Origin of the sequence: Acidovorax sp. LjRoot74, from assembly GCF_964254355.1 — a bacterium.
Taxonomy (GTDB): Bacteria; Pseudomonadota; Gammaproteobacteria; order Burkholderiales; family Burkholderiaceae_C; genus Acidovorax.
This window is the reverse complement of record NZ_CAXUTI020000001.1, coordinates 1,261,809-1,280,117: the sequence shown is the minus strand read 5'-3', so window position 1 is coordinate 1,280,117 and position 18,309 is coordinate 1,261,809. Positions and strand designations below refer to the sequence as shown.

The following is an 18,309-nucleotide window of genomic DNA, read 5'->3' as shown; positions in this document are numbered from 1 at the left end:
CAGGGTAACCAGATTTTCACGCGGGCAACCCCTTTCAGGAGCCCGGATAAAACGGCTTGCCCAGCGATGCCGGCATGTTGATGCGGATCCAGGTCGGATTGCGCGAGATCAGCGCCAGCACCACGATGGTGGCCACATAGGGCAGCATGCTCAGCAACTGGCTGGCCACCTGCACACCCGTGGCCTGCAAATGGAACTGCAGCATGGTCACGCCACCAAACAGATAAGCCCCAAGCAACACCCGTGCCGGGCGCCAGGTGGCAAAGGTGGTGAGCGCCAGCGCAATCCAGCCGCGCCCGGCCACCATGCCCTCAACCCACAGCGGGGTGTAGACGGTGGAGATGTAGGCACCGGCCAGGCCACACAGGGCGCCGCCCACCACCACGGCCAGCAGCCGGATGCGGCGCACCGGGTAACCCAATGCGTGCGCCGATTCTGGCGACTCGCCCACCGACCGCAGCACCAGGCCAGCGCGCGAGCGGTACAGGAACCAGATCAACCCCGCCACCAGCAGCATGGTGAGGTACACCAGCGGATGCTGCTGGAACAGCGCGGGGCCGAGCAGCGGCACATCGCCCAGCACAGGGATCGCGTACTTGGGCAATTCGGGCAGCTTGGCCTGCACATAGCTGATGCCTGCAAACGCCGAGAAGCCCACGCCGAACAGACTGAGCGCCAGCCCCGTGGCGTACTGGTTGGTGTTAAGCCAGATCACCAGCACACCAAAGATGGCGGCCAGCACGGCACCTGCGGCCATGCCTGCGGCAAAACCCAGCCAGGTGTTGCCCGTGTGCACCACGGTGGCAAAGCCTGCAATCGCGGCGCAGAGCATCATGCCCTCAGCCCCCAGGTTGACGATTCCCGCCTTTTCGTTGATGAGCAGGCCCAGGGCCGCGATGGCCAGCACGGTGCCCGCGCTCAGCGTGGCGCCGATAAGCAATGCGTAGGATTCCATCATTTGCCTCCCTTCGAGGCCACCCAGCGGATGCGGTAGGCAATCAATGTGTCACAGGCCAGCAGCGTGAACAGCAGCAGGCCCTGGAACACGCCGGTGAGCGACTTGGGCAGGCCCAGGCGCGACTGCGCCAGCTCGCCACCGATGTAGAACATGCTCATGAGGATGGCCGAGAGAATCATGCCCACCGGGTGCAGCCGCCCCACAAAGGCCACGATGATGGCCGCAAAACCGTAGCCCGCTGGCACATAGGGCGTGAGCTGGCCGATGGGCCCAGCCACCTCCAGCGCACCCGCCAAACCGGCGGCACCACCCGAAATCAGCAGCGCAGTCCACAGCGCGCGGCGCGACGAAAAGCCCGCATAACGCGCCGCCGCCGGTGCCAGCCCGCCCACCTGCTGGGCAAAGCCCGCACGGGTGCGGAACAAAAACACCCACAGCGCCGCAGCACCGGCCAGGGCCAGCAGCAGGCCGATGGACATGCGCGAGCCCTGCATCAGGCGCGGGATCTGTGTGACCTTCTCAAACGTCTTGGTCTGCGGGAAGTTGTAGCCCATGGGGTCCTTCCAGGGGCCATAGACCAGGTAGCCCAGCACCAGCGTGGCCACATAGACCAGCATCAGGCTCACCAGGATTTCGTTGGCGTTGAACTTGTCCCGCAGCAGCGCCGTGAGCCCCGCCCAGACCATGCCGCCCAGCACCCCGGCAAGCAGGATGGCAGGCACGATCCAGGGGCCCGTGGTCTTATCGGCCAGCAGCGCCACGCCGCCCGCCACCACGGCACCGATGACAAACTGGCCTTCGGCGCCAATGTTCCACACGTTGGAGCGGAAGCACACGGCCAGCCCCAGCGCAATCAGCAGCAGCGGCGTGGCCTTGACCATGAGTTCGCCAATGGCGTACTGGGTCTTGATGGGCTCCCAGAAGAACACCTGCAGCCCGCGCACCGGGTCCTTGCCCAGGGCGATGAACAGGGCCACACCAATCAGCACCGTGAAGGCCAGCGCCAGCAGGGGCGAGCCATAGGTCCAGAGCTTCGACGCCTGGGGGCGCGGTTCCAGCTTAAGCATGCTGCACCTCCCCGGCTTGTTGTTGCTGTTGCTGCAGCTGGTGTTGCTGCGCCAGGTGGGCCTGCACATCGGCATGCCACAGGCCGCTCATCCATTCGCCGATGCGCTCCACCGTGGCCTCGGCGCGTGGCACGGAAGGCGACAGGTGCCCCTTGGCCACCACATGCAGCCGGTCGCAGATTTCAAACAATTCGTCCAGCTCCTCACTCACCACCAGCACGGCGCAGCCCGCATCGCGCAGCGCCAGGATGGAGCCCCGGATCTGCGCCGCCGCACCCACGTCCACACCCCAGGTGGGTTGCGAAACGATGAGCAGCTTCGGGTTGGCATCGATCTCGCGGCCCACGATGAACTTCTGCAGATTGCCGCCCGACAGCGACTTAGCCGCCGAATGCGGGCCACCAGCCTTCACATTGAAGCGCTGGATGATGTCCCGGGCATGCGCTTCGAGCGCACCCACCTTGATCCAACCGCTGCCCGACACCGCGTTCTTGCGCGTGAGCAGCAGGTTGTGCGCCAGGCCCATGGTGGGCACGGCACCCCGGCCCAAGCGCTCCTCGGGTACAAAGTGCAGGCCCAAAGCGCGGCGCTGGCCCGGGCCCATGCGGCCCGCGTTCTGGCCTGTCACCTGGATGCTGGCAGGCTCGGCGCGCTGGTCTTCGCCCGACAGCGCGTAGAGCAGTTCTTTTTGCCCATTGCCCGACACACCGGCAATGCCCACCACCTCGCCCGCCTTCACCTCGAACTGCAGGTCGATCAGGTCTACGCCAAACTGGTCAGCGCGCGGCAGCGACAGGCCCTGCACGCGCAGCACGGTGGCACCCGTCTGCACCGCGCGGTGTTCCAGCGCGGGCGGTTCGGCGCCAATCATCAGGCGCGACAGGGACGCATTGGTTTCTTCAGCCGGGTTGCACACGCCCGTGACCTTGCCGCCGCGCAGCACGGTGCAGGCGGTGCACAGCGCACGAATTTCATGCAGCTTATGGCTGATGTACAGGATGCTGCAGCCCTCGCTGGCGAGCTTGCGCAGCACCACAAAGAGCTTTTCGACCGCCTGGGGCGTGAGCACCGAGGTGGGCTCGTCCAGGATCAGCACCTTGGGGTTGGTGAGCAGCGCGCGGATGATTTCCACGCGCTGCATCTCGCCCACGCTCAGCGTGTGCACGGGGCGCAGGGGGTCGATATCGAGGCCGTATTCGGCGGCCTTGGCGCTGATGCGCTGCGTGACCTCGGCCAGCGCGAGGCTTTTGTCCAGGCCCAGCCACACGTTCTCGGCCACCGTGAGGGTGTCAAACAGGCTGAAATGCTGGAACACCATGGCAATGCCCAGGGCCCGCGCTTCTTGCGGGTTGCGCACCTGCACGGCCTGGCCGTTGAAGAACACGCTGCCTTCGTCGGGCTTGACCGAGCCGTAGATGATCTTCATCAGCGTGGACTTGCCCGCGCCGTTTTCGCCCAGCACCGCATGAATTTCACCCGGCAGCACGGTGAGCGAGACACCGCTGTTGGCCACCACGGCCGGGTAGCGCTTGGTGATGCCCACAAGCTGCAGCCGGGGCGGCGGCGACGCCCCCGGGGCGGGAGGATTAGGAGGTGAACTCATGCGGGGATTGTCTCTCAGTTTTACAACTTGTTATAGGAACGAAAACACCTTCTTGCGCTTGTTCAGCATGCCCAAGCAGCTATTCTTTTCGTAGCGAAGACGCTACACCCTTCACACACTCGCGCAGCCACGCGGCCGCCGCCGAGTGGTGGGTGCGCGCGTGCCAGAGCTGGTAATACATGAGCCGGGGAAACGGCACCGGACAGGGCAGGATGGCCAGGGGCAGCTGCTCCACATACCGTTCGCAGTACTGGCGGCCCGTGGTCAGCACAAGCAAGCTCGATGCCACGATGCTGGGGATGAGGCTGAAATGCGCGCAGCGCGCCGTGATGTGGCGCTGCATGCCCAGGCTGTCCAGGTGCACGTCGATCACGCCGCGTGCGCCGGGGTGTGTGGGCGTGGGGGCAATGTGTTCGGCGGCCAGCCAGCCTTCCACATCCCAGCCGCGCCGCACGGCGGGGTGGTCCTTGCCCACCAGGCACACCACCTCGTCGCCAAACAGGCGGCCCATGTGCAGGTCGTCGGGCGGCTGGGGCCAGTTGCCGATCACCACATCGACCTCGCCCTGTGCCAGGTGCGCGTGGTAGTGCGCGTCGGCCGACAAGGGAAGGATCTCGATGGGGCACAGGGGCGCTTCAACCTTGATGCGGGACACGAGCTGCGGCAGGAACAGCGGGTCGAGGTAGTCGCTGGCGGCCACGCGGAAGGTGCGGGTGGCGGTGCGCGGGTCAAACCCGCGCGCATCCGAAAACAGCGCCTCGGCCGCGCGCAGGATGGCCCCTGCGGGCTCCACCATGCGCAGCGCGGCGTCGGTGGGCATCATGCTGGCGCCAGAGCGCACCAGCAGCGGGTCGCCCGACAGGTCGCGCAGCCGCTTGAGCGCAGCCGACACCGCCGGCTGGTGCATGCCCAGGCGGACGGCGGCCCTCGATACGCTGCGTTCTGTGAGCACGGTGTGCAAGACCCTTATGAGATGGAGGTCTATCTTGTCGAAAAGGGCGTGGTCTCTCATAGCAGTGCGTGCATTGATGTCATAAGCTTGTACTTATGCTGAAGGCCTCGGGGCGCCCTACCCTCTGATGAATTGAAGAATTGATAGCAATCGAAGAAGCGGCATCCGTCATGACCACCCAACCCTTGCAATTCCTGCGCCGAGGCCAGCCCGTGGCGCTGGGCAATGTACCACCCGACCGCACCCTGCTGGAGGTGCTGCGCGAAGACCTGGGCTGCACCGGCACCAAGGAGGGCTGTGGCGAAGGCGACTGCGGCGCCTGCACCGTGGTGCTGGGCGAAGAGCGCGGCGGACAGCTGCACTACAGCGCCGTGAACAGCTGCATCCGACTGGCCCATTCGGTGAACGGCATGGCGCTGTGGACGGTGGAAGACCTGGCGGAAGACCCGCTGATCCAGCCCGTGGGCGATGCCCCCGCTGCCCGACAAACGATCACGCTCCATCCCGCACAGGAGGCCATGGTCCAGTGCCACGGCTCTCAATGCGGGTTCTGTACTCCCGGCTTCGTGATGAGCCTCTTCGGCATGTACCAGAACCATGTCTGCCACGGTGAACCCATCACCCGCGAACTGGCCCAGGAAGAACTCTCGGGCAACTTGTGCCGCTGTACCGGCTACCGCCCCATCCTCGATGCCGCCCAGCAAATGGCATCGCTGCCCGGCATGGTGGTCAATGAATCCGAAGTGCTACAAAAATTGAAGCTGATGGCGCAGGACCAGCGCGCGCAGACAGCCGATTTTTCTTATATCGCCCCCACCAGCCAGGCCGCCCTGCTGGCCGCACGCGCGGCCCACCCCGCTGCGCAGATCGTGGCCGGTTGTACCGACGTGGGGCTGTGGGTGACCAAGCAGCACAAGCAGTACACCCAGGTGCTGGACGTGACCCGTGCGGCCGAGCTGCGCGAAGTCACACCGCACACCGACGCCATCCACATCGGCGCCGCCGTCACGCTGACCGACGCGTTTGCAGCCCTCACTGCGCAGTGGCCGCAGCTGCACCGCTTTGCCACGCGGTTTGCGGGGTTGCCCGTGCGCAACTCGGGCACGCTGGGCGGCAACGTGGCCAACGGATCGCCCATTGGCGACTCCATGCCCCTCTTGATCGCGCTGCGCGCCCAGGTGGTACTGGCCAGCCAGGCCCGGGGCGAGCGCCAGCTGCCGCTGGAAGACCTGTACACCGGCTACCGGCAGAACGTGATGGCGCCGGATGAGCTGCTGGTGCGCATCGTGGTGCCCCGCCCATCGACCCAAGAACAGCTGCGGGCGTACAAGATCTCCAAGCGCTTTGACGACGACATCTCCGCCGTCTGCCTGGTGCTCAACCTCGACATCGCGGACGGCACCGTGCAGCGCGCCAGCATCGGCGCAGGCGGCGTGGCCGCCACACCGGCCCGCGCGCGGCAGACAGAGGCCGCGTTGGTCGGCCAACCGTGGACCGAGGCCACCGCGCAACGCGCCGCTGCGGTGCTGCAGGCTGAGTTCAGCCCCATCTCGGACATGCGCGCCAGCGGCACCTATCGCCGCCAGGTGCTGGGCAGCCTGCTGCAGCGCTACTGGCTGGAGAGCCAGGGCCAGCCCTCGGTCAGCCTGGACACTTTGACGCTGGAGGCCACGGTATGAACGCCCCCGAACAGATCCCGACCCAGGCCCTGCCCTCGCCCACCCGGGCCGCCATGGGCCACTCGCACATCCATGAAAGCGCCCGCGCCCAGGTGGCAGGCGCCGCGCACTACATCGACGACCTGCCCGAGGTGAAGGGCACGCTGTATGCCGCGCCCATCCTCTCGACCGTGGCGCACGGCACCCTGAACGGGGTGGACGCCACCGCTGCACTGGCGCTGCCTGGTGTGCGTGGCGTGGTGCTGGCCAGCGACGTGCCGGGCGACAAGATCCTGGCCGCGTTCGGGCACGACGAGCCCGTTTTTGCGCTGGACAGCGTGCAGTTTGTGGGCCAGGTGATTGGCCTCGTTGTGGCCGACTCGGTCATGCAAGCACGCCGCGCCGTGCGCGCCGTGAAGCTCGACATCACCCCCCAGCCCGCCGTGCTTACGGTGCAGGACGCGCTGAAGGCGCAAAGCTATGTGCTGCCCCCCGTGTTTGTGCGCCGGGGCGATGCGGCCACCGGCCTCGCGCAATCCGCCCACCGCCTGAGCGGCGCGTTTGAGGTCGGCGGGCAGGAGCATTTTTACCTCGAAGGCCAGATCGCCTACGCCATGCCGCTGGAGCAAAAACAGTGGTGGGTCTACTCCAGCACCCAGCACCCGGGCGAGGTGCAGCACTGGGTATCGCACGCTTTGGGCATCGACAACCATGCGGTGCGCGTGGAGTGCCGCCGCATGGGTGGTGGCTTTGGCGGCAAGGAGACCCAAGCCGGCCACCTGGCCGTGTGGGCCGCTGTGGCCGCGAACAAGCTGGGCCGCCCCATCAAGCTGCGACTGGACCGGGACGAAGACTTCATGGTCACCGGCAAGCGCCACCCGTTCGCGTACGAGTACGACGTGGGCTTTGACGACACCGGCCGCATCACGGGCCTGAAACTGCACATGGCCGCCAACTGCGGCTTCAGCGCCGACCTGTCCGGCCCCGTGGCCGACCGCGCGGTGTTCCACGCCGACAACGCCTACTACCTGAGCGATGTCGAGATCGCGTCCTACCGCTGCAAGACCAACACCCAAAGCCACACCGCCTTCCGCGGCTTTGGTGGCCCGCAGGGCGTGATCGTGATCGAAGCCATCCTGGGCGACATTGCGCGTGCACTCGGCCTGGACGCGCAGGACGTGCGCCTGGCCAACCTGTATGGCAAGGACGCGAGCAGTGGCCGCCATGTGACCCACTACCAGATGGCGGTGGAAGACAACATCCTGCACGAGCTGCTGCCCACGCTGGAGCAGACCTCGCACTACCGCCAGCGCCAGGCCGAGATTGCGGCCTGGAATGCGCGCAACCCGGTCATCAAGCGCGGCATGGCCATCACGCCCGTCAAGTTCGGCATCAGCTTCACCGCCACGCTGTTCAACCAGGCGGGTGCGCTGGTGCATGTGTACACCGACGGCAGCGTGCAGGTGAACCACGGCGGCACCGAAATGGGCCAGGGCCTGCACACCAAGGTGGCGCAGATCGTGGCCGATGAGCTGGGTGTGCCCCTGCACCGTGTGCTGGTGACGGCCAGCGACACCAGCAAGGTGCCCAACGCCAGCGCCACCGCCGCCAGCAGCGGCACCGACCTGAACGGCCGCGCCGCCCAGTACGCCGCGCGCAACGTGCGCGACAACCTGGCCTCTTTCGTGTGCGGGCTGGACGGCTGCGGCGCAGGCGCCATCCGGTTCGCGGGCGGCCAGGTGATCTCGCCCAAGGCCGTGCGCAGCTTCGACGCCGTGGTCAAGGAGGCATACGCCAACCGCATCCAGCTGTGGAGCGACGGTTTTTATCGCACGCCCAAGATCCACTACGACAAAGCCACGCTCACCGGGCGTCCGTTTTACTACTTCAGCTATGGAGCCGCCTGCACCGAGGTGGCCATCGACACCCTCACTGGCGAGAGCCGCGTGCTGAAGGTTGACATCCTGCATGACGTGGGCCACAGCATCAACCCGGCCATCGACATCGGCCAGATCGAGGGCGGGTTTGTGCAGGGCATGGGCTGGCTGACCACCGAGCAGCTGGTGTGGAACGACAAGGGGTACCTCGCCACCCATGCGCCCAGCACGTACAAGATCCCGGCGACGGGCGACATCCCGGAGCACTTCAACGTCCACCTGTGGCCCGAGGCGAACCGGGAGGACAACGTGGGTGGCAGCAAGGCGGTGGGAGAGCCACCGTTCATGCTGGCGATCAGTGTGTATGAGGCGCTGCGCAATGCGGTGGCGGCGGGGCGTAGTGGCGTGGATGCTGCGACGCCGGTGGTGTTGACGGCACCGGCGACTGCGGAGAATGTGCTGAGGGCTTTGGGGCGGGTGGGGGATTGAGGCTTTTTTGGCATCCACCGCTTGCTGTTTATGCCCTTTTAGCTACTATTTTCGTAGCAATTTGATTTCTTGATCGCCGTTGGGGCTGAGCTTGTCGGAGCCTGGGCATGTGGGCTGGTTGGGGCGGTGTGCTTTTTCTGAGGGCGGAGGCCGGGGTGTGCGCCCGGCGGCGCAGTAACTTTCTCTTGCCTCGCCAAAAGAAAGTCACCAAAGAGAAGGCGACCCTACAGGCTGTGTCCCTTCGCTGCGCTGCGGGCAACCTGCGGTGCTCGCGTCCAGCGGGGTCTCGCTCGAACTCGCTCCACTGCGTTGCGCTCAGACAATCGCGAGCCCTGATCCGCTGGCCGCTGCGCTCCTCGGCGCATCCTGAAGGGAACCCGGGGTGCGGACATCCACACGGGCCATTGCTTCGCTGCGCAGCGCTCGGCCCCCTCTCGCGGGCGCAAGCGCCACGCGCTGCGCAGCCGGGGCCGAGCGAAGCGATGGCCCGTTGGTTGTTCGGCTGTTGGAGGTTCGGCTGCCCAACCCCTGCTGGCTGCGCCTGCGGCGGGGCGGTTGTGGGGTGGCATGGGCGTCGCAGCGCCCATGCTTCGTGCTCTGACTCGCCGTGGCTGTCCGAGCGGCGCGCGCAGCGCAAAGCGAGTTCCACGGCGCACCCCACAACCGCCCCGACGCAGGTTTGCCCCGGAGCGAAGCGCAGGGGTCGCAGACTGGGGGTCGCCTTTTCTTTGCTTACTTTCTTTTGGCGAAGCAAAGAAAAGTGAGTCGCCTGCCGGGGCGACAACCCGGCCTCCGCCCCAAACACAAGCATGGAGCCCAAACCAGCACACCAAGGCTTCGACAAGCTCAGCCCGAACGGTTAGCGAGCCACATGAACTTCGACAGCCCCGCCCCACACCGACAGACGGCAATCACTACAAAAACAATAGCTACCAAGGCATAACCAGCAGGCGCCAGCAGCCAAAATAAATCAAACCGGCCCCAACGCCATCCGCCCCGACGCCGTCACCGTCGCCTGGCTCGCGTGCCGCGTCTCCACCCGGTTGCGCCCCGCCCGCTTGGCGTCATAACAAGCCATGTCCGCCGCATACAGCACCGACGGCACATCCTGCAGACTCGCGTCCAGCACCACCAGCCCGATGCTCACCCCCAGCGTAAAACTGCGCCCCTGGTACGACGGCTCCCAGGCATGCACGGCTGCACGCAGCTGCTCGGCCACCGCCTGGCCGCGCGCCAGCGCACAGCCGGGCAGCACCACCGCAAACTCGTCGCCCCCCAGGCGCGCCGCCCAGCCGATCTGGCGCACCTGGGATGCCAGCAGGCGGGCCACGTGGCGCAACACGTCATCGCCCGCGTCATGGCCTGCAATGTCATTGACCACGGTGAAATGGTCCAGGTCGAGAAACAGCACCACGCCGTCGCCCTTTGGCTCGCTGCCGTCCTCCTCTTCCGTGGCACTGCGCTGGCGCGTGGAGCGCTCGGCCATCAACAGGCCCAGGCGCTCGTCAAAAGCGGCGCGGTTGTAAAGCTGGGTCAGGGCATCGTGCGTGCGCTCCCAGGCCTGCTGCACCTGGGCCTCGCGGGCGGCGGTGATGTCTTCGAGGATCCACACCGTGCCGCCATGCATCTCGTCGGGCCGCACGCCGCGCCCCTGCACACGGGCCCACACGGGGGTGCCGTCCTTGCGCATGAAGCAGATGTCGCCATCGAACGCGCCGTGCGCGGCCATTTCAGAGCGCACGCGCTCGCCCACCTGGGCGTAGTCCGCGTCGCTGGCGTACACGGTGCGCGCGGGGCGGCCCTGCAGCTCCTGCGCGGTGTAGCCCAGCATCACGCCCGCCTGCCGCCCCACCACGTCGAGCATGCCGTGGCGCGAGATGATGATGCCCACCGAGGCGTTGTCCAGCACGGCCTGGAACTGGCCGTCGAGCGTGTCCTTGCGCTGCTGTTGCTGCTGGCCCTGCTGCACCAGGCCCTGGAACACCCGCACCAACTCGCCCACCTCGCCCCCCGCGCGGGGCCAGGCCTGGTCGGCTGGGGGCTGCTGGTGCCGGGTGCTGGTCTTGAGCAGCTGGCGCGCCTTGTAGGTGAGCTGCGCCAGGGGCTGGGCCATCCAGCCCATCAGGGCCACGGCCAGCAGCATGCACAGCAGCATGCTGGCCACGGCCAGCCACCAGGCCTCGCGCTGGGCGCCGCGCAGGGGCGCCAGCAGTGCCTGCGAAGTGCTGACCCGTGCCACGATCCACTGCGGCAGCGGCATGCCCGCCATGCTCACGATGTGGTCAGGCTGCACATGGCTCATGCCCCGCCCCACCACAGGCTGGGCCTGGGTCAACCAGCGGGTGTACACAGGCGCCAGCCCGGCTTCGTCGCGTACCTGGCCCAGGATGCGGGACGAATCGGGGTGCGACAGGATGGTGCCGTCGCGTGTGAAAACGATGAGCTGCGAGTCTTCGCGCGCAGGCAGCGTCATGGACGGAGGCAGCAGGCTTTGCGACTGCAGGCGCAGCGCCCCGGCCACCACACCCAGCACGGTGCCGTCTTCGCGGTGCAGCGGCATGGTGAACATCACGCGCGGCTCGCCACCGCGCCCGGCAATCAGCTCGGACACCAGCGGCTTGCCATCCACCAAGGTGCGGCGCAGGGCGTCACGCTCGGCCGAATCCAGGTCGGCGGCTTTTTGCTGCTGCCCGGCGCGCAGGTTCAGGCGCAGCTCGCCGTTGTCGCGGGCCACCTGCATGGTGTCGAAAAACTGCACCGCAGGCAGGCCCTGCTGCAGCAGCCATTCGAGCGATGAGGGGGATTCGAGCATACCCGGCGTGATGCCTGCGGCCACGGTGCGCAGCACCTTCTGGCTCTGTTCGATCTTGCTGGCCAGCAGGCGGGCCACCACCTCGACCTCATCGGTCTGCTGGCTCACCACCCGGCGCACGGCCTCTTGCCCCGAGGCGCGGGTGACCAGCCACGCGGCCACAGCCCCCGACAGGGCCACAGCCAATGCCGCCACCAGCATGAGCCGCAGCACCAGCGCCCCAGGCACCAGCCAGCCTGGTGCGTCGTCGCCGGGCGCAGCCGAGGGTGCGGGGGCCGTCATGGACACCCCGGCACAGGAGCGTCGCAGGCACGCGGGAGGTTAGGCATGGGGACGGGTCACAGCAGACATGTCCCAACAAATATACGCAGCCCCCGGGGCCGGGGGCTTGGGTGGAACCCTTGGAAAAACGCAAGGAAAAACCCTGAGTCCAAAGCCGCCCCGCTGCGCGAGACCGGCGCACCCTCAGCAACCAGCCATCGACTGCAACGCCCGGGGTTGGGGCAGGTTCAGCACGTTGCCGGTGCCATGGATGAGCCCCAGCTCCCGCAAATGGCGCAGCACGCGCGAGAAGGTTTCGGGGGCGATGCCCAGTTGTGCTGCGATCAGGCGTTTGCGCTGGTGCAGCGTGACCTGCATGGCGCCCGTGGGGTCGGGCTCGGCATGCTTGAGCAGCCACTGTGCGCAACGCGATTCCGCGTCCTGCGCCAGGCGGCTCACCGCCAGCTCGGACTGCTGCCGATAACCCTGTGCCATGTCCAGCAGCAGACCCCGCGCGCCCGGCTGCATGGCGGCCAGGCTGCAGCGAAACGCTTCAATCGGCAGGCGCCGCACCTGCAAGCGTGTGTCGGCCACCATGTCTACCGGGAAGGGCAGGCCCATCAGGGCGGATGCGGCATCGAGCCAGAACGGCCCTTCCACCGCCCCCAGTTGGTGGCGCAGAAAGCCGTCATCCAGCACGCCGCGCAACACGCGGCCGCTTTCCAGGTGCAGCACGGAGGTGAGAACCTCGTTGCGCCTGCGCAGCACTTCGCCGGGGGCAATCACCTCGGTGTCAGCGGGCAGGGAGAAAAGGGTAGAGGGCAGCATGGAAGCCACTTTGCCGTGTCGCCGCGCCCGGGGCATTGAGCAAGATCAAAGCCCAACCACGTCGCAAGCCCCGTCCTGCAAGGGTTTGCGCAAAAACACAAGAAAGCTGCGCGCGGACCTGCTACCGCCTGCGGCCCCGTGCACGGCCCCGTGGCATGCCGCTGCCAGAACCTGTTTCGGCAGGGGCACGGAAATTGCGAACTCCGGCGTGCAGGCCCGCCCTTGCACCACGGTGCACACCGGGCCGCAAGCACCCCCTCCCAACGCCGGGCGTCCGGCATTTCACCCACAGGAAAATCCATGAAAAAAAACCTGTCCGCACTGTCTCTGTCCCTCTCGCTGGGCAGCGCACTGCTGTTGTGCACCACCGGGGCCCAGGCCCAAAGCTCGGTCCAGCTGATGGGGCTGACCGATGTGTATGTGGGCTCCATGAAAAATGCCGGTGATGCAGGCCGCAGCGCAGTGGTGGGCAGCGGTGGCATGACAACGTCGTGGTTCGGCGTCAAGGGCACGGAGGACCTGGGCGGCGGGCTCAAGGCCCAGTTCGCGCTCACCTCGTTCATCAAGGTGGACAGTGGCGTGCAAGGCCGCTTCGCCAACGACACCTTCTTCTCGCGCGATGCCAACGTGGGCCTGAGCGATAGCTGGGGCACCGTCACGGTGGGCCGGGGCCTGGCGCCCAACTTCCTGCCCTCCATCCTGTCGAACCCGCTGGGCGACTCGTTCACCTTCGCGCCCGTGATCCTGCACATGAATGTGCCGCTGTTCAATGGCACCGGCTGGGGTTCCACCACGCCGTCCGACACGGGCTGGGCCAACGAAATCATCTACAGCACGCCCAACTTGGGCGGGCTCTCGGCCAACCTGCACTACCAGTTCGGCGAGATTGCGGGCGACAGCGGCAAGAAGAACGTGGGCATCAACGCGCTGTACTTCAACGGCCCCATCACGCTCACCGGCTTTTACGAACGCGACCAGATGAGCAACCCCGCCGCGCCCAGCACCTACCTGGGCACCACCAAGACCGACTGGATGCTGGGCGGCGCCTACGACTTCACGGTGGTCAAGGCGTTTGCCAGCTACGGCCAGGCCAAGGCCGACAACACCACCAACAAGGCCAAGACCACGCAGCTCGGCGTGTCGGTGCCCGTGGGTGCCACCGGCAAGGTGCTGGCATCGTGGGCGCAAACCACGCTGAGCGCCACCGACATCTCGCGCAAGACCTTCACCGTGGGCTATGACCATTTCCTGTCCAAGCGCACCGACCTGTACGTGATGGCCATGGCCGACCGCATCACCAACCAGGCCCATGGCAGCAGCGTGGGCGTGGGCATCCGCCACCGTTTCTGAGGCTCTTGAGCGGGCCTTTTGTGAATAAAAAAGGCCCTCTCCGCTTTACAGACATGCCACATAAGCTATCAAAAATATAGCATTCATGATTCTGTAACCAAACTGTCACGGCAGCTGGGTATCTTTGCGTCCTTGCTCAGGGACCCACAACGCGATGCAGAACACCCAATGGAGCCGGCTGGAGGCAATGATGGCGCTGCTGTCACCCGCTGCACGCCATGGCACCGGCCCGCTGGCCCGGCTCATGCAGGGTGGTGGGCTGCATTGCGTCTTCCAGCCCCTGGCCGATCTGCGCGAGGGCAACATCCACGCCCATGAGGCCCTGATCCGGGGCCCCGAGGGCAGCCCCTTGCACACCCCCGATGTACTGCTGAACCTGGCACGGCAGGAAGGCATCCTGCAGGACTTCGAGCTGCTGTGCGTCTTCACCGCACTCGCCCAATGGGGCCAGCACGAAGCGCCGGGCCGCCTGTTCGTCAACATCAGCGCCGACGCGCTGGTGCACGGCGTGGCGCTGGTGGGCGCCGAATTGCTGGGCGAGACGGTGCGCAGCTTTGGCCTGAGCGCCCGCATGCTGGTGCTGGAGATCACCGAACACGAGCGCGTGAGCGACATGCCGGTGCTGCGCCAGGCGATCAAGGCCGTGCACGCCTGCGGTGCACGGGTGGCGCTGGATGATTTTGGCGATGGCCGCTCCAGCCTGCGGCTGTGGTCCGAGGTCAAGCCCGACTTCGTGAAGATCGACAAATACTTCATCCACGACATCAGCGACCACCCCGAGAACCTGCAGATGCTGCAGGCTATCAAGGGCATTGCCGATGTGTTTGGCACCAAGCTGATTGCCGAGGGCATCGAAACACGCGACGACCTGCGCGCGCTGCGCGACCTGGACATCCCCTACGGCCAGGGCTGGCTGCTGGGCCGCCCGGCCCGCGCCCCGCGCCACACGGTGGACGGCCCCGCGCTGGAAGTGATGCAGGACCGCCGCGTGGCCGTGCTGCCACACCTGGGCCAGACCGCGCGCCCGGGCATCCTGCGCAGCCTGCTGGTGGTGCAGGCGCCCACGGCATCACCCGCCACCAGCAACGACGCGGTGGCCGTGATCTTTCACCAGCACACCGACCTGCACGCGCTGGCCGTGGTCGATGGCACACGCCCCGTGGCGCTCATCAACCGCCAGCAGTTCATGAACCACTACGCCACGCTGTACTTCCGCGAAGTGCATGGCCGCAAGTCCTGCCTGGCCTTCGCCAACCAGGCGCCGCGTGTGGTGGAGCTGGACTGCGACGTGGACCAGCTGGTGGGCATCCTCACCTCGCAGGACCAGCGCTACCTGAGCGATGGCTACATCGTGACCGACAACGGCCGCTACCTGGGCCTGGGCACGGGCGACCAGCTGGTGCGCGCCGTGACCGAAACCCGCATCGAGGCCGCGCGCCACGCCAACCCGCTCACCTTTCTGCCCGGCAACATCCCCATCAGCCTGCACATGCAGCGCCTGCTGGAGAGCGGCACCGAGTTTGTGGCCTGCTATGCGGACCTGAACAACTTCAAGCCCTTCAACGACCACTACGGCTACTGGCGCGGCGACCAGATGATCCGCCTGGTGGCGCGCCTGGCCACGGCGCACTGCGACGCGCGCCGCGACTTTGTGGGCCATGTGGGCGGGGACGATTTCATGCTGATCTTCCAGAGCAGCAACTGGCTGCAGCGCTGCAAGAACATCGTGGACGAGTTTGCGCGCGAGGCCGTCACGCTGTTTGACGACGGCGCCCGGCTGGCAGGCGGCATCCACGCAGAAGACCGGCACGGCGTGCGGCGGTTCTTCCCGTGCACCACGCTCGCCATCGGTGCGGTGCGCATCACGCCCGGGCGCTTCCGGCACGCCGAAGAGGTGGCCAACCTGGCCGCCGTGGCCAAACACGAAGCCAAGCTGGCCGCCACCGGCGTGGTGTTGCACGGCGGCTTCACCGAATCCAGCTTGGGCGCGCTGGCCGCCACGCGGGCGCTGCAGGATGTGCTGGCGGCGTAGGGGCGGGAGTTAGCCGCGTCGTTTTGGTCCAGCATAGGAACTGGAAGATTCACACTGCAACCCAGTTCGCCTCGACCTCTAGCGCGCTTGGTTGAGTTCCCGGCCGCCCAGCCTTTTCGGCTTGAAAGGCTATAGTTTTATCGGCTGAAGCGTGCCGGGTTTCGCGGAAGTTTTATACCTTTGCTTTTGTGCAGCACATGGATCGCCATCTCAAGCTGCATGCCACTTCCAGGAGAAATCAGTGCCCAGAATGTCCCGCAAATCCCAGTCTATCCAGCAGGTTTTGCGGTCTAAATCAAGTTAAACCAAAAGATATGAGCACTTTACGAATTTGCAGAAATCGCGCGTGGCAAGACAAACTCCGAGCCTACAAAGTAGTGATTGACGGAGAAGAGGTTGGTTCTGTCTCAGAAGGCATGGAGGTAACCTTTGAGCTTCAGCCTGGGGACCATACAGTGCAACTCAAGATTGATTGGTGCAACAGCCCTGTGGTCAACATATCAGTAGCATCTGGACAGGAGACACGGCTGCAATGTGGAGCAAATTGCAAGCCGTTTTTAGCGCTTCTGAACATCACGCTATGGCGAAACAAGTATATTTTTTTAAGGCCATCGGCCTAACACGGCAGTCAAGGTGGATGGCTTCGCGGCTGATTACTTTGGCTCGTTAACCGTCACAACGCGAACCAGCGCAATATCTCGCTCTGAACCACCAATGAACGAAGCCGAAATCGCCTCAGGCCTGCCGGTCACACCACACTATCAGTACGCGCAGCGCGTGGGGAGTCAGCTCTTCCTTGCGGGCCAAGTGCCGCAGGCCGCCGATGGCTCGATCGTGGCGCCCGGAGATCCGTACGCCCAGGCATCGCAGTGCCTCGCGAATCTGAGCAAGGTCCTGACCGTTCACGGGTTTGCCACGCCAGACATTCGCCGCCTTGTGGTCTACGTCGTCGGCGAACAGGCTGACCTTTCAGCGGCCTGGGGCGCCGTGACGGCGCACTTTGGCGGGCAAGTGCCTCCAGCAACGCTCTTGGGCGTCGCCCGCCTGGGATACCCGGAACAGGTGGTGGAGATCGACGCCACCGTCGTCAAGGGCTAGGAGCCAGCGCGGCTCCGCTTGAGCGCAGAGTGACGCTGCACTCCGCAACCCTCAAGGCCCCGTAGGCGCCCCTGCTTCAAACCAACGCTTGACGAGCGCACGCTCCGCATCCGTCATGCCCGTGGCGTTGTTCATGGGCATGAGCTTTTGCACCACCACCTGCTGGTAGACGGCCTGGGCATGTTGCTGGACCAGCGCGGGCGAATCCAGCCGCAGGTTCTTCATCTGGACCTGCTCGCCGTGGCACATATAGCAGCGCTGCTCCAGCACGGCCTGCACCGATTTGAAGTCAATTTGGCTGCCTGCGCCCGCTGCACTTGCCCCAGCAGCTCCTGAAACAGGAGCAACACCAGGTGCAGACGTGGGTGTGGCCACGGCTGCGACAGGGGCCGGGCGCATCCAGGCGATGGCGCCCACAATCACCGCAACCCCCACCAGCGCATAGGGCAGCGGGTTGCCGTTGCGGCCCAGCTTGTAGCCGTGGCGCATCACAAAAAACTGGCGGATGGCCGCGCCCGCAAACATCATCAGGATCAGCACCAGCCAGTTCTGCGGGTGGCTCCAGGTGAAGCTGTAGTGGTTGCTGAGCATCGCAAACAGCACCGGCAGCGTGAAATAGGTGTTGTGCACGCTGCGCTGCTTGCCGCGCTTGCCGTGGATCGGGTCCACGGGCTCACCGGCCTTGATCTGGCGGATCACGGTGCGCTGGCCGGGGATGATCCAGAAGAACACGTTGGCGCTCATGGCCGTGGCGATCATCGCGCCCACCAGCAAGAAGGCCGCGCGGCCCGCAAACCAGTGGCAGGCCAGCCACGAGGCGATGCACACCAGCACCAGCACCAGCGCGCCCACGATGGCGTCGCCGTTCTTTCTCTGGCCAAAGATGCGGCAGATGGCGTCGTACAGCAGCCAGAACACCACAAAGAACGCGAGCGCCACCGCGATGGCCGTGGCGGGCGCCCAGTCCATGCGCGACTTGTCGATGAGGTAGGTGCTGGCGCTGTAGAGATAGGACACCGTGAACAGCGCAAACCCGCTGATCCAGGTGCTGTAGCTTTCCCAGAAGAACCAGTGCAGGTGCCCGGGCAGCTTGGGCGGCGATACAGCGAACTTGACGGGGTGGTAAAAGCCGCCGCCGTGCACGGCCCAGAGTTCGCCACTCACGCCCTGTTTCTTGAGGTCATCGTCTTCGGGCGGCGTGAGGCTGCTGTCAAGGAAAACGAAGTAGAACGACGAGCCAATCCAGGCGATGGCGGTGATGACGTGGACCCAGCGCAGCAGCAGGTTGGCCCAGTCGAGAAGGTAGCTTTCCATGGTTCTCGGC

General features: G+C 65.9%; 12 protein-coding genes. 5 read left to right on the top strand and 7 right to left on the bottom strand.

All coding sequences use genetic code 11. The annotated features are described in order from the left end of the window. Positions 1–34: 34 nt before the first annotated feature. The 4 genes from ACSQ3O_RS05985 to ACSQ3O_RS05970 all read right to left on the bottom strand — a co-directional run bounded on the left by ACSQ3O_RS05985 (position 35) and on the right by ACSQ3O_RS05970 (position 4,640). Positions 35–955 carry an ABC transporter permease gene (locus ACSQ3O_RS05985; RefSeq protein ID WP_063462500.1) on the bottom strand — a complete coding sequence of 307 codons (921 nt, stop codon included), beginning with the start codon at positions 953–955 and terminating at the stop codon, positions 35–37. Further along, entirely contained in the window at positions 955–2,025 is a 1,071-nt protein-coding gene (locus tag ACSQ3O_RS05980; protein ID WP_137746616.1) for an ABC transporter permease, read from the bottom strand. Before ACSQ3O_RS05980 ends, ACSQ3O_RS05985 begins: the two co-directional genes overlap by 1 nt. After that, a complete protein-coding gene (locus ACSQ3O_RS05975; RefSeq protein ID WP_137746617.1) occupies positions 2,018–3,628 on the bottom strand; it encodes an ABC transporter ATP-binding protein in 1,611 nt (536 codons plus the stop codon). Before ACSQ3O_RS05975 ends, ACSQ3O_RS05980 begins: the two co-directional genes overlap by 8 nt. A gap of 79 nt (positions 3,629–3,707) precedes the next feature. Then, positions 3,708–4,640 carry a LysR family transcriptional regulator gene (locus ACSQ3O_RS05970; protein WP_137746618.1) on the bottom strand — a complete coding sequence of 311 codons (933 nt, stop codon included), beginning with the start codon at positions 4,638–4,640 and terminating at the stop codon, positions 3,708–3,710. A gap of 110 nt (positions 4,641–4,750) precedes the next feature. On the opposite strand from ACSQ3O_RS05970, the gene xdhA reads away from it, so the two are divergent. Further along, on the top strand, positions 4,751–6,259 hold the full coding sequence (xdhA, locus tag ACSQ3O_RS05965; protein WP_137746619.1) for a xanthine dehydrogenase small subunit: 1,509 nt from the start codon (positions 4,751–4,753) through the stop codon (positions 6,257–6,259). Beyond that, complete coding sequence (gene xdhB / locus ACSQ3O_RS05960; protein WP_436138197.1) at positions 6,256–8,604, top strand: xanthine dehydrogenase molybdopterin binding subunit; 2,349 nt, start codon at positions 6,256–6,258, stop codon at positions 8,602–8,604. Before xdhA ends, xdhB begins: the two co-directional genes overlap by 4 nt. Before the next feature lie 970 nt (positions 8,605–9,574). Here xdhB and ACSQ3O_RS05955 read toward each other — a convergent pair. Together ACSQ3O_RS05955 and ACSQ3O_RS05950 are read right to left on the bottom strand one after the other, a co-directional pair. Beyond that, the gene (locus ACSQ3O_RS05955; protein ID WP_436138196.1) at positions 9,575–11,698 is read right to left on the bottom strand and encodes a diguanylate cyclase; all 2,124 of its coding nucleotides are present in this window, start codon (positions 11,696–11,698) and stop codon (positions 9,575–9,577) included. Positions 11,699–11,881: 183 nt separating this feature from the next. Further along, positions 11,882–12,505, bottom strand: coding sequence for a Crp/Fnr family transcriptional regulator (locus tag ACSQ3O_RS05950; RefSeq protein ID WP_436138195.1), 624 nt, complete (start codon positions 12,503–12,505; stop codon positions 11,882–11,884). A 300-nt stretch (positions 12,506–12,805) separates the two neighbouring features. Here ACSQ3O_RS05950 and ACSQ3O_RS05945 point away from each other — a divergent pair, with 300 nt between their 5' ends. From ACSQ3O_RS05945 to ACSQ3O_RS05935, 3 genes are all read left to right on the top strand, one after another. Continuing rightward, a complete protein-coding gene (locus ACSQ3O_RS05945) occupies positions 12,806–13,855 on the top strand; it encodes a porin (protein ID WP_436138194.1) in 1,050 nt (349 codons plus the stop codon). A 154-nt stretch (positions 13,856–14,009) separates the two neighbouring features. Continuing rightward, complete coding sequence (locus ACSQ3O_RS05940; RefSeq protein WP_436138193.1) at positions 14,010–15,887, top strand: EAL domain-containing protein; 1,878 nt, start codon at positions 14,010–14,012, stop codon at positions 15,885–15,887. Positions 15,888–16,601: 714 nt separating this feature from the next. After that, positions 16,602–16,985 (top strand): RidA family protein, encoded by a 384-nt coding sequence (locus tag ACSQ3O_RS05935; RefSeq protein ID WP_436138192.1) that lies wholly within the window; start codon positions 16,602–16,604, stop codon positions 16,983–16,985. Positions 16,986–17,036: 51 nt separating this feature from the next. On the opposite strand, the gene ACSQ3O_RS05930 is transcribed toward ACSQ3O_RS05935, so the two are convergent. Beyond that, a complete protein-coding gene (locus tag ACSQ3O_RS05930) occupies positions 17,037–18,299 on the bottom strand; it encodes a urate hydroxylase PuuD (RefSeq protein ID WP_436138191.1) in 1,263 nt (420 codons plus the stop codon). Positions 18,300–18,309: the final 10 nt, after the last annotated feature.

Bases quoted from the DNA above. Each gene is read 5' to 3' on its own strand.
- ACSQ3O_RS05985 (WP_063462500.1), bottom strand. From the start codon at position 955: ATGGAATCCTACGCATTGCTTATCGGCGCCACGCTGAGCGCGGGCACC.
- ACSQ3O_RS05980 (WP_137746616.1), bottom strand. From the start codon at position 2,025: ATGCTTAAGCTGGAACCGCGCCCCCAGGCGTCGAAGCTCTGGACCTAT.
- ACSQ3O_RS05975 (WP_137746617.1), bottom strand. From the start codon at position 3,628: ATGAGTTCACCTCCTAATCCTCCCGCCCCGGGGGCGTCGCCGCCGCCC.
- ACSQ3O_RS05970 (WP_137746618.1), bottom strand. From the start codon at position 4,640: ATGAGAGACCACGCCCTTTTCGACAAGATAGACCTCCATCTCATAAGG.
- xdhA (WP_137746619.1), top strand. From the start codon at position 4,751: ATGACCACCCAACCCTTGCAATTCCTGCGCCGAGGCCAGCCCGTGGCG.
- xdhB (WP_436138197.1), top strand. From the start codon at position 6,256: ATGAACGCCCCCGAACAGATCCCGACCCAGGCCCTGCCCTCGCCCACC.
- ACSQ3O_RS05955 (WP_436138196.1), bottom strand. From the start codon at position 11,698: ATGACGGCCCCCGCACCCTCGGCTGCGCCCGGCGACGACGCACCAGGC.
- ACSQ3O_RS05950 (WP_436138195.1), bottom strand. From the start codon at position 12,505: ATGCTGCCCTCTACCCTTTTCTCCCTGCCCGCTGACACCGAGGTGATT.
- ACSQ3O_RS05945 (WP_436138194.1), top strand. From the start codon at position 12,806: ATGAAAAAAAACCTGTCCGCACTGTCTCTGTCCCTCTCGCTGGGCAGC.
- ACSQ3O_RS05940 (WP_436138193.1), top strand. From the start codon at position 14,010: ATGCAGAACACCCAATGGAGCCGGCTGGAGGCAATGATGGCGCTGCTG.
- ACSQ3O_RS05935 (WP_436138192.1), top strand. From the start codon at position 16,602: ATGAACGAAGCCGAAATCGCCTCAGGCCTGCCGGTCACACCACACTAT.
- ACSQ3O_RS05930 (WP_436138191.1), bottom strand. From the start codon at position 18,299: ATGGAAAGCTACCTTCTCGACTGGGCCAACCTGCTGCTGCGCTGGGTC.